General features: G+C 71.8%; 8 protein-coding genes. 3 read left to right on the forward strand and 5 right to left on the reverse strand.

Features of this window, described 5'->3' with window-relative positions:
• Positions 1-27: 27 nt before the first annotated feature.
• Genes CKY47_RS36295 through CKY47_RS36310 form a run of 4 tightly spaced genes read right to left on the reverse strand, consistent with a single transcriptional unit; the run spans position 28 to position 4101 of the window.
• Complete coding sequence (locus CKY47_RS36295; RefSeq protein WP_306750918.1) at positions 28-1035, reverse strand: MCE family protein; 1008 nt, start codon at positions 1033-1035, stop codon at positions 28-30.
• Positions 1035-2000, reverse strand: a complete 966-nt coding sequence (locus tag CKY47_RS36300) for an MCE family protein (protein ID WP_306750919.1) — start codon at positions 1998-2000, stop codon at positions 1035-1037. The genes CKY47_RS36295 and CKY47_RS36300 overlap by 1 nt, the downstream gene beginning before the upstream one ends.
• Positions 1997-3013 carry an MCE family protein gene (locus tag CKY47_RS36305; protein WP_306750920.1) on the reverse strand — a complete coding sequence of 339 codons (1017 nt, stop codon included), beginning with the start codon at positions 3011-3013 and terminating at the stop codon, positions 1997-1999. The genes CKY47_RS36300 and CKY47_RS36305 overlap by 4 nt, the downstream gene beginning before the upstream one ends.
• A complete protein-coding gene (locus tag CKY47_RS36310; protein ID WP_306750921.1) occupies positions 3010-4101 on the reverse strand; it encodes an MCE family protein in 1092 nt (363 codons plus the stop codon). The genes CKY47_RS36305 and CKY47_RS36310 overlap by 4 nt, the downstream gene beginning before the upstream one ends.
• A gap of 365 nt (positions 4102-4466) precedes the next feature.
• On the opposite strand from CKY47_RS36310, the gene CKY47_RS36315 reads away from it, so the two are divergent.
• Positions 4467-5699: a PucR family transcriptional regulator gene (locus CKY47_RS36315; RefSeq protein WP_306750922.1), complete on the forward strand. Its 1233-nt coding sequence runs from the start codon at positions 4467-4469 to the stop codon at positions 5697-5699.
• On the opposite strand, the gene CKY47_RS36320 is transcribed toward CKY47_RS36315, so the two are convergent.
• Entirely contained in the window at positions 5677-6297 is a 621-nt protein-coding gene (locus CKY47_RS36320) for a hypothetical protein (protein ID WP_306750923.1), read from the reverse strand. The two genes, CKY47_RS36315 and CKY47_RS36320, sit on opposite strands and share 23 nt — an antisense overlap.
• Positions 6298-6526: 229 nt before the next feature.
• Between CKY47_RS36320 and CKY47_RS36325 the strand changes: the two genes are divergently transcribed.
• Together CKY47_RS36325 and CKY47_RS36330 are read left to right on the forward strand one after the other, a co-directional pair.
• Positions 6527-7741 carry a DUF6801 domain-containing protein gene (locus CKY47_RS36325; RefSeq protein WP_306750924.1) on the forward strand — a complete coding sequence of 405 codons (1215 nt, stop codon included), beginning with the start codon at positions 6527-6529 and terminating at the stop codon, positions 7739-7741.
• 72 nt (positions 7742-7813) lie between these two features.
• Positions 7814-8508: DUF6801 domain-containing protein (locus CKY47_RS36330; protein ID WP_371320799.1), on the forward strand; the 695-nt coding region annotated here is incomplete at its 3' end.

Here is an 8508-nt window from a genome sequence, read left to right on the forward strand (position 1 = left end):
GCACGCAGGCCACCGCGAGGAGCCGCTTCACCGCGCACCCCCCGGCACGCTCAGCAGGTCGGCGACGAACTCGTTGAGGTTGGCGCGCGCGTTGAGCGTGCCGGTCGCCGGGTCGTAGGCGCCGACCACGTTGTGCAGCGCGACCGGCGCCACGTCGAGCACCTCGGCGAGCGACTGCTGCTGCCGCACCAGGGAACCGGTGAGCACCGCGAGGTCGTCCACACCGGACCGGACCCGCTCGCGGTTGTCGCGCACGAAGGTGCGCACCTGCTCCAGCGCGCCCGCCAGCTCGCCCAGCGCCGTGCCCAGGTCGTCGCGCTCGGCGGCGAAGAACCCGGACACGTCGGCGAGCTGGTCGGCGAGCCTGCCCACCTGCTCGTCGTCGGCGGCGAGCACCCCGGTGAACGCCTGGAGGTTGTCCACCGTGCCGAAGAGGTCCTCGCGGGACCCGGCGAGCGTCCTGGCCGCGTCGGCGAGCTGCCGGATCGACTCGCCGAGCGGGCCGCCGGTGCCGTCGAGGTTCGCCGCGCCGGTGCGCAGCAGGTCGGACAGCGCGCCCTGGCGGTTGGCGCCGTTCGGGCCGAGCGCGGTGAGCAGGCTGTCGAGACTGGCGTACAGCTCGTCCAGCTCGACCGTGCCCGCGGTGCGGGCGCTGGTGATCACCGCGCCGGGCGCCATCCGGTCGCCGCCGGTGTAGACGGGGGTGAGCTGCACGTACCGGTCCGCGACGATGGTGGGCGAGACGACGACGGCGCGGGCGTCGGCGGGCACGTCCACGCCGTGGTCCAGCTCCAGGTCGACCCGGACGGAGCCGCCCTCGGGCAGCACGCCGACGACCTGGCCGACGCGCACGCCGAGGACGCGCACGTCGGAGCCCTCGTAGACGCCGACCGCGGCGGTGAAGTAGGCCGTGACGCGGGTCGCGGCGGGGCGCAGGAAGACCCACCACGCGGCGACCACCGCCACGAGCACCAGCACGAGGGCCTGGGCGAGCCCGACGACCACCCGCCGGTGGTTCCTGGTCCGGACGAACATCAGCGGCCTCCCGGTGCGCAGTCGCGCCCGCCGCCGGGCTGCGCGACCAGCCCGCACACGTAGGTGTCGACCCACTCGCCGTTGCCGAGCGCGTTGTTGAGCACGCGGTAGTACGGTCCGGCCAGCGCGAGGCCCCGTTCCAGCGCCTCCTGGTTGTCCCGCAGCACGTCGGTGACGCGTTCGAGCTGTTCGAGGGCGGGCCGCAGCTGCTCGGAGTTGTCCGCGACGAGGCCGGAGAGCTGCCGGGACATCTCGCGCGTGCCGTCGAGCAGCTTCGCGATGGCGTCGCGGCGGTGGCCGACCTCCTCCAGCAGCAGGTTGCCGTCGGTGATGAGCGCGGCGAAGTCGGTGGTGCGGTCGGCGAGCGCCCCGGTGACCTTGTTCGCGCCCGCGACCAGCGACGCGAGCTGCTCGTCCCGGCTGGAGATGGTCCTGGACAGCGCCGACAGGCCGTCGAGCGCCTGCCTCACGTGCTCCGGCGAGTCGCGGAAGGTGTCGCCGAGCACCTGGAAGCTCTGCGCCAGCTGGTCGGTGTCGATCTCGGTGAGGGTGGTGGACAGCCCGTTGAACGCGTCGACGACGTCGTAGGGCGAGGTGGTGCGCTCCAGCGGGATGGTCTCCGTGAGCGGGTCGCGGCCCTCGGGGTCGACGGCCAGGTACTTCTGCCCGAGCAGGGTCTTGATGCGGATCTCGGCGCGGCTGCGGTCGCCCAGCTCGACGCCGGACACCCGGAACGCCACCCGCACCCGGCCGTCGTGCAACCCGACGTCGGTCACCGCGCCCACCTTCAGGCCGGCCACCCGGACCTCGTCGTCCACGCGCAGGCCGGCCGCCTCGGCGAAGTCGGCGGTGTGCTCCCGGCCGCCGCCGAGGAACGGCAGGTCCTCCAGGAAGAAGGCGAGCGTGGCGGCGAGGGCGACGACCAGGAGCCCGACGGCCCCGAGCAGCGCCGGTCTGCGCGTCATCGGCGGCACCTCGATTCGGTGACCGGGAGGCCGACCGGCGCCCCGCCGGGTGCGGGCTCCGCCTCGGACGAGGCGTAGCAGAGGTAGAAGTTCAGCCACGAGCCGTAGGAGGCGGTGCGACCGATCGCGTCGAACTTGACGGGCAGGTTGCGCACGAACGGCTCCAGCTCCGGCGCGTCGCCGAGGTTGCCGGCGAGCAGGCCGAGGGCGGCGATGTCGTCCTTGAGCGGTTGGCGGCCCTGCTCCAGCAGGGCCGCGGTGCTGTCGCTCAGGGCGGCCAGGCCGGTGATGGCGTTGCCGATGGGTTCGCGGTCGGCGGCGAACCCGGACACGAGCTGCCGCAGGGACGTCAGCAGCGAGCCGAACCGGTCGTCGCGCGAGTTCACCGTCTCCAGCACCGCGTTGAGGTTCGCGACGACGTCGCCGATCACCTCGTCCTTGGCGGCGAGGGTGGTGGTGAGCGACGCGGTGTGGGCCAGCAGGCTCTCGACCGTGCCGCCCTCGCCCTGGAGGACCTGGACGATCTCGTGGGACAGCGTGTTGACGTCCTCCGGGTTCAGCGCCTGGAACAGCGGCTTGAACCCGTTGAACAGGGTGGTGAGGTCGAGGGCGGGCACGGTGCGCTCGACCGGGATGAGCCCGCCGCGCGGCAGCGCCTCCCCCATCCGGCCGGCGGGCTGCTCCAGCGCGACGTACCGCTGGCCGACCAGGTTGCGGTACTTGATGGTGGCGGTGACGTCGGCGGACAGCGTCCGGCCGTCGGCGACCGAGAAGCCGACGTCGACCAGCTCGCCGTCCACCAGGGTCAGGGACTCCACCTGGCCGACCTTCACCCCGGACATCCGCACGTCGTCGCCCTCGGTCAGGGCGGTGACGTCGGTGAACCGGGCGGTGTAGTCGGTGGTGGAGCCGACCCGGCTGCCCGCGATGGTGGCCGCGAGGAACCCGGTGGCGGCGACCGTGACGACGACGAACACGAGGAACTTGGTCAGCGGCGCGGCGGTGTCCCTCACCGGACCCCCATCAGCAGGCCGGCCCAGCCGGGCACCCGGTCCGGCGCGACGGCGTTGACCGGTCCGGCCGGGCAGTGCGGCTCGCCGCCCCGGCGCAGGACCGGGTCGTCGCGGCCCGGCACGTAGCCCTCGCGCGGCGGCACCACGGTGACCTCGGCGTGCACGCCCGGCTGGTCGGTGCCCTTGCCGAGGACCTCGTCCATGCGCGGGCGCATCGCGTTGACCGCGCTCAGCACGCACGGGAACTCGGGCGAGTAGGTGGCGAGCAGCTCGACGGTGGGTCGCGAGCGGTCGGCGAGCCCGACGACGACCTCGCCGTTGTCGCGCAGGAAGCCGGTCAGGTCGGCCGAGGCGGTGGTGAGGCTGCTGTAGACGGCGTCGAGGTCGGCCCGCTGCTCGGCGAGCGTGCGGCTGACCGCGGTCGCGTCCTTCAGCGCCCGCACGAGGTCGGGTCCGGCGTCGGCGTAGACGTCGGCGACGTCGGCGAACTTCGCGATGTCCGCCGTGAGGACGGGCAGCTGCGGGTTGAGCTCGCGCAGGTAGGCGTCGAGCTTCACGATCGTCTGCCCCAGGGTCTCGCCCCGGCCCTCCAGCGCCCGCGCCATCGAGGTGAGCGTGGAGGCGAGCTTGTCCGGCCGCACCGCCTGGAGCGTGGGCAGCAGGTCGGTGAGCACCCGTTCCAGCTCGATCGCGGCGGAGGTGCGGTCCTGCTCGATGACGGCGCCCTCGGCGATCGGGCCGCTCGGGTCGTGGGGCGCCTCCAGGCTGACGAACCGCTCGCCGAACAGCGTCTTCGGCAGCAGGCGGGCCGACACGTTGGCCGGGATGAGGTCCACCTGGTCGGGGTGCAGTGCCAGCTCGACCTCGGCGCCGTCACCGCGGGACCGGATGGCGCGCACCTCGCCCACGAGCACGCCGAGCAGCTTCACGTCCGACTCGGACTGGAGCTGGTTGCCCACGTGGTCGGTGCGCAGCAGAACGGTCACCCGAGGGGTGAAGGCCTTCTGGTAGGTGGCGACCGACAACCCGCACAACGCCACCAGGAGAGCGGCGAAGAGCAGCCCCGACAAGCGCCGTCGCAATGCCACGAGTATTCTCCGGAAAGGGATTGTGCAGGTTTCCCAGTTACCTGTTACCGGCGAGTACGTTACTCATCCGCTCCGCCGGGCACAAGCATTCGAATTGCTTGTCACGGGCGTGACAAAAACTTTTTCCGGAACACTCACCTGGATACAAAAATCCGGGCCGGCACTGGCGTCCCGGCGGACGTTGCGGCTACCAATGGCCCCACCGTCGACGAATCGGAGGTGGTCGCGTGGGCCGGTTGGAGCACCGCGCCCGATGTCGCACTGGGCCGCCCCGGTGCCTGGCCACGGTGCCTGTTGACAGGTTTTCATGATCAAAAATACAGTGTTCGGAATCACACCCAATCGTTTGGTGGTGGGCGGACAGCATGAACAGAACCGGAGAACTCACGGCCCCCGAGTTACCACTCATCGGCAACTCGGACCTCTGGGAGCAGTTGCCCGCCGACCTCGCGCCGAAGTTCCGCGCGCGGGCCGGTGACGTCGCCGTCGACATGGTCCGGGAGATCCAGCACCAGATAGCCGAGTACTCCCAGAAGTTGGAGGGCATGTTCGGCCAGGTGGTGGTGGAGGGCGTGGAGCAGGCGATCCACCAGTTCATCGACCGGATGGTCGACCCGACCGCCGAGCGGGAGGACCGCGCCAAGCTGTTCCGACTGCTCGGCAAGCTGGAGGTCAGCGCGGGCCGCAGCCTCGACCTGCTCCAGACCGCCTACCGGATCGGCGCGCGCGTGGCGTGGCGGCGCATCTCGGAGTTCGGCCAGACGGAGCGGGTGCCGCTGGCGACGATGTGCCTGATCGCCGAGGCGATCTTCGCCTACATCGACGAGCTGTCGCTGCGCTCGATGGAGGGCTACGCCGAGGCGCAGGCCCGGCACGCGGGCGCGTTGCAGCGCCGGCGCAAGCGGCTGCTGGAGCTGATCCTCGGCGAACCCGGCTACCACCCGAACGCGCTGGCCGACCTCGCCGAGGCCGCGCGCTGGCCGTTGCCGGAGAAGGTGCTGGTGGTGGCGCTGGAACGGCGCACCGACCAGCACCAGTTGCCGATACCGGTGCTGCACGAGGACATCCTGATGGACCTGGAGGGCGGCGAGCCGTGCCTGCTGCTCACCGACCCCGAGCGGCAGCTGGTCGCGCTGGAGCACAAGCTCGGCGGGTGGCGGGCGGCGGTGGGGCCGGTCGTGCCGCTGGTGTCGGCCCGCCAGTCGCTGCGCTGGGCCCGGCGCACGATCACGCTGATCCAGTCGGGCGTGATCCCGGACAAGCCGATGGTGGACACCGGCGAGCACCTGTCCACGCTGCTGCTGCTCGCCGACGAGGACCTGGTGCACGAGCTGGTGAAGCGGGCGCTGGCGCCGCTGGAGGGGTTGACGGCCAAGCAGCAGCAGCGGATGCGGGAGACGATGACCGCGTGGGTCGAGACCCGGGGCAGCGCGCCGGAGGTCGCGTCCAGCCTCGCCGTGCACCCGCAGACCGTGCGCTACCGGTTGCGGCAGTTGGAGGAGCTGTTCGGGGAGAAGCTGCACGACCCGGACGCGCTGTTCGACATGGGCATCGCCCTGCGGGCGCTGCGGCTGCTCACAGCTGGGCCGTCAGCGTGAGGTCGAGGAGGTTGTCCGGTCCGGAGACGAGACCGGTCATCAGCGGGTCGAGGTCCTCGCGCCCCCGGCAGCCGCCGAAGGGCGGGATCGTGTAGACGGACTTCATCCTGATCACGTGGAGGTCGAACGGGCCGGCGAGGTCGACCCCCGCGGGCGCGGTCGTCTCGCAGGCCTGCCCCACGTCGAGCGGCTGCGAGTCCACCGTGACCTCGCCGAGCCTGATCGTCAGGTCGGAGTGCGCCGTGATCTCGCCCTCCCGGATGCGGCCGGTGACCTTGCCGACCGGGACGAGGTCGGTGCGCGCGGTGTTCGGCACGAAGCCGAACACGATGAAGTAGCCGTAGGCGGGTGGCAGCCACAGGTCGCCGACGATCGTGCCCTCGACCAGGTCGATCTCGGCGACCAGGGTGCCGGGGCCGATGGCGAGGTCCGAGCCGAGCCGGGCGATCCGGCTCACCGCGTCCACGCGGTAGGTGATCGTGATGCCCGCCGCGCGCGCCGGGGCGGGCGACTCGGGCCGGCGCACCACCCAGGCGGGCCCGGGCAGCGCGCCAAGCAGGGCGGCGACCGCCGCGAGGACCACCAGCGCGCTTCTCACGAACACCTCCGCTCTTTCTCCGCAAAGTACTTCCGCCACTTCCCGGACACAAGCCCCAGAAGTGATTTGTCATGCGGGTGACAAACTTCTCCGCAGTTTTTATACCCTTTCTGACACTGTGCGAGAAATGCTCGGACAATGCTTGCAGAGGGTGTCGACCCAAAGCTAGTTTACCGACCAGTAGCCATGCGATTCGTGTTTTCGCACTGCTCTCGACGAGGAGAAGCACATGCTGAAACGGACTGGTCGGACGGCGTTCGGCGGACTCGCGGTCGCGGCGGCGGTGGTCGGCTCCGTCGCGTTCGCGGGCGTCGGGGCCGGTCAGGCCGCCGAGGCGAGCCTGACGCTGGTCTACAGCTGCCCGTTCCCGCTGATCGGCACGCAGGACATGAGCGTGAAGATCGACGTGGCCGACCTGCCGGACTCGGCGGTGGTCGGCGTGGAGACGCCGGCGACGCGGGTCACCGCGACCGCGACGGTGCCGCCGACGGCGACGCAGGGCCTGGCGCTGGTGGGCGCGGCGACCGTGGAGGGCACCGCGAAGGCGCGGACCACGATCGACAACGCGGGCACGCCGCTGGAGATCGTGCCCGACCTGGTGGTGGCCAGGACGAACGTGCCCGCGTCCGGGGCGTTCGACACCGTGGCGACCGGCAGCACCCCGCCGGTGACCTTCGCCAACGCGGGCCGCACGACCATCTCGATCGGGAACTTCAGCACCACCCTGAGGCCGCTCAAGGCCGACGGCACCGAGACCGGCCTGGGCACGTTCACGTCCGACTGCACGCTCAAGCCGGGCCAGACCACCCTGCTGCACGAGTTCACCGTCGCCCCCGCGGCGGACCCGACCACGACGACCACCACCACCACCACGACGACGACCACCACGGTCGAGCCGACGACCACGACGACGACCACGGCCCCGCCGAACGAGCCGCTGGAGATCACCTACGACGTCACCGGCACGTCGACCGTCAAGAAGCTCGGCTCGGACCTGCCGCTCGGACCGGGCACCCTGGCCACCGAGGTCGACCTGCTCGGCGGCACGTTCGCCGGGGACCTCGCGCTGCCGGACGCCCGGGGCAACTTCAAGCTGTTCGGCCTCGTGCCCACCACGGCGACCGTGCGACTGGTCCCGCAGGGCAGGACCACCGGCACCATCACGGCCGGCGCGGTGGCCGCGCGGACCACCGCCGGCATCCGGCTGACCGACGTCCGGGTCCTGGGCATCCAGGTCGTGAAGCCGACCGACCGGTGCGCCACGGTGACGCCGAGCGTCATCGACCTCGTCTCCAAGCCCGGTTTCGACCCGCTGAACGGCGGCGGGCTCACCGGCAGCTACTCGATCGCGAGGTTCGAGGGCTGCGGCCTGGTGACGCCGGTCGTCAACACCAGCATCCCCGGTCCCGGCAACACGCTCGACCTGACCATCGCCAGGAAGTGACCCCCACCCCCACCCGGCGGGTCGGCGCGCACGCGCCGGCCCGCCCGGGTCGTTCCCAGGAGAGAACCTGACATGAGAGTGCGACACCGGGTGGCCGCGGCGGGCCTCAGCGCGGTCGTGGTCGGCGGCTCGGCGCTGCTCGGCGCGGGCGTCGGCAGCGCCGCGACGGCGGAGCTGACGCTGGTCTACAACTGCCCGTTCCCGCTGATCGGCGCGCAGGACATGAGCGTGCGGATCGTCGTGGAGGACCTGCCCGACAACCCCGCGGTCGGCGAGGAGACACCCGCGACGCGGGTCACCGCGACCGCCACCGTGCCGGACCTGGCCACGCAGGGCCTGGCGCTGGTGGGCGCGGCGACCGTGGAGGGCACCGCGAAGGCGCGGACCACGATCGACAACGCGGGCTCCACCATCGACATCGTGCCGGACCTGGTCGTGGCCAGGACGAACGTGCCCGCCTCCGGGCCGTTCGACACCATCGCCACCGGCAGCACCCCGCCGGTGACCTTCCCCAACGCGGGCCGCACGACCATCACGATCGGCGACTTCGAGACGACCCTGACGCCGCTCAGGGCCGACGGCACCGAGACCGGCCTGGGCACGTTCACCTCGCCGTGCACGCTCAACCCCGGCCAGGACACGCTGCTGCACGAGTTCACCGTGCGGCCGAGCACGCCGACCACCACCACGACGACCACGACGACGACCGACCCCACGACGACCACCACGGACCCGACCACCACGACCACGGAGCCGACGACCACCAC

The organism is Saccharothrix longispora (assembly GCF_030852425.1).
GTDB lineage: Bacteria > Actinomycetota > Actinomycetes > Mycobacteriales > Pseudonocardiaceae > Actinosynnema > Actinosynnema longispora.